The following is a 1706-nucleotide window of genomic DNA, read 5'->3' on the forward strand; positions in this document are numbered from 1 at the left end:
GTACCGACGAACTCATGGCCCGTCACCATCGGCACCGGCACCGTCTTCTGCGCCCACTGGTCCCAATTGTAGATGTGCACGTCGGTGCCGCAGATCGCGGTCTTCCTGACCTTGATCAGCACGTCGTTGGGACCGATCTCCGGCACCGGCACCTCTTCCATCCAGATGCCCGGCTCGGCCTTGGCCTTAACCAGCGCCTTCATCATGTTGGACATTCTTTTGTTCCTTGAATCTCTTGATCCGGAATCGTTTTTCGGCGCTCAGGAAATCACGCCGAGCTCCCGTCCCACTGCGCCGAACGCCTCGACCGCGCGGTCGATATCCGCGATGGAATGGGCGGCAGACATTTGGGTGCGGATGCGCGCCTGACCCTTCGGCACCACCGGGAAGGAGAAGCCGATGACGTAGATGCCGCGCTTCAGCATGCGCGCGGCCATCTCCTGTGCCAGAGCCGCATCGCCCAGCATCACCGGGATGATCGGATGGTCCGCGCCGGCGAGCGTAAAGCCGAGCTTGCCCATTTCGGAGCGGAACCGTTCCGCATTGGCATAGAGGCGCTCGCGCAAGGCGCCGCCATTGCGGATCATGTCGAACACCTTGATCGAGGCGCCGGCGATCGCTGGCATCAGCGTGTTGGAGAACAGATAGGGCCGCGAGCGCTGGCGCAGCCAGTCGACCACCTGGGCTTTGCCCGAGGTATAGCCGCCGGACGCGCCACCCAGCGCCTTGCCGAGCGTGCCGGTGATGATGTCCACCCTGCCTTCGACGCCGCAATGCTCGGCCGAACCGCGGCCATGTTTGCCGACGAAGCCGACCGCATGGCTGTCGTCGACCATCACCATGGCATCGTATTTCTCGGCCAGGTCGCAAACCCCCTGCAGGTTGGCGATGATGCCGTCCATCGAGAACACGCCGTCGGTGGCGATCAGCCGGAAGCGGCAATCTTTCGCCTCCTTCAGCCGGGCCTCGAGATCAGCCATGTCGTTGTTGACGTAGCGGAAGCGCTTGGCCTTCGACAGCCTGACGCCGTCGATGATCGAGGCATGGTTCAGCGCGTCGGAGATGATGGCGTCCTCCTCGCCGAGCAGCGTCTCGAACAGGCCGCCATTGGCGTCGAAGCAGGAGCCGTAGAGGATGGTGTCGTCCATGCCGAGGAAGGACGAGATCGTCGCCTCCAGCTGCTTGTGCTCCTCCTGCGTGCCGCAGATGAAGCGCACCGAGGCCATGCCGTAGCCGTAGCGGTCGAGCGCATGCTTTGCCGCGTCGCGCAATTCGGCGCTGTCGGCGAGACCGAGATAGTTGTTGGCGCAGAAATTCAACACCTTTTGGCCGGCAACCTCGATCTCGGCCGATTGCATCGAGGCGATCACCCGCTCGGACTTGTAGAGTCCGGCCGTTTTCAGCCCCGCAAGTTCGCTGTCGATGTGGGAAAGGAATGCTGTGGTCATGATCCAACCCTGTTCGGTTTGACGCGGACTGTCGCCCCGCGTGGCTGAAAAATCCACCGCAAAAGCGACGGCTTCGGTGGTGCGGCGAAAGCTGGATGACATCCCGTTTTGGCGGCGCGTTCGACGATGCGTTCAAATGCATGGTTGCGGCGAAAGGACATGATAACCATTTCCGCAGCTTTCCCCCTCTGCGGGCGCAACAGGCGGGGCTGCTTGCCTGCCTGTTAACCCTTTCAAGTCAATGGTCTTCGCATAACG

The 1706-nt window shown here is 62.3% G+C and carries 2 protein-coding genes; both read right to left on the minus strand.

What is annotated here, in order from left to right; translation table 11 throughout:
- Positions 1–215 (minus strand): alcohol dehydrogenase catalytic domain-containing protein (locus tag EOA33_RS34835; protein ID WP_148670647.1); only part of this gene is annotated, 215 nt, incomplete at its 3' end.
- A gap of 45 nt (positions 216–260) precedes the next feature.
- Complete coding sequence (locus tag EOA33_RS34840; RefSeq protein ID WP_126055053.1) at positions 261–1448, minus strand: glycine C-acetyltransferase; 1188 nt, start codon at positions 1446–1448, stop codon at positions 261–263.
- Between the last annotated feature and the right edge of the window lie 258 nt (positions 1449–1706).

The organism is Mesorhizobium sp. M4A.F.Ca.ET.050.02.1.1 (genome assembly GCF_003997725.1).
Lineage (GTDB): Bacteria > Pseudomonadota > Alphaproteobacteria > Rhizobiales > Rhizobiaceae > Mesorhizobium.

Bases quoted from the DNA above. Each gene is read 5' to 3' on its own strand.
- EOA33_RS34840 (WP_126055053.1), bottom strand. From the start codon at position 1,448: ATGACCACAGCATTCCTTTCCCACATCGACAGCGAACTTGCGGGGCTG.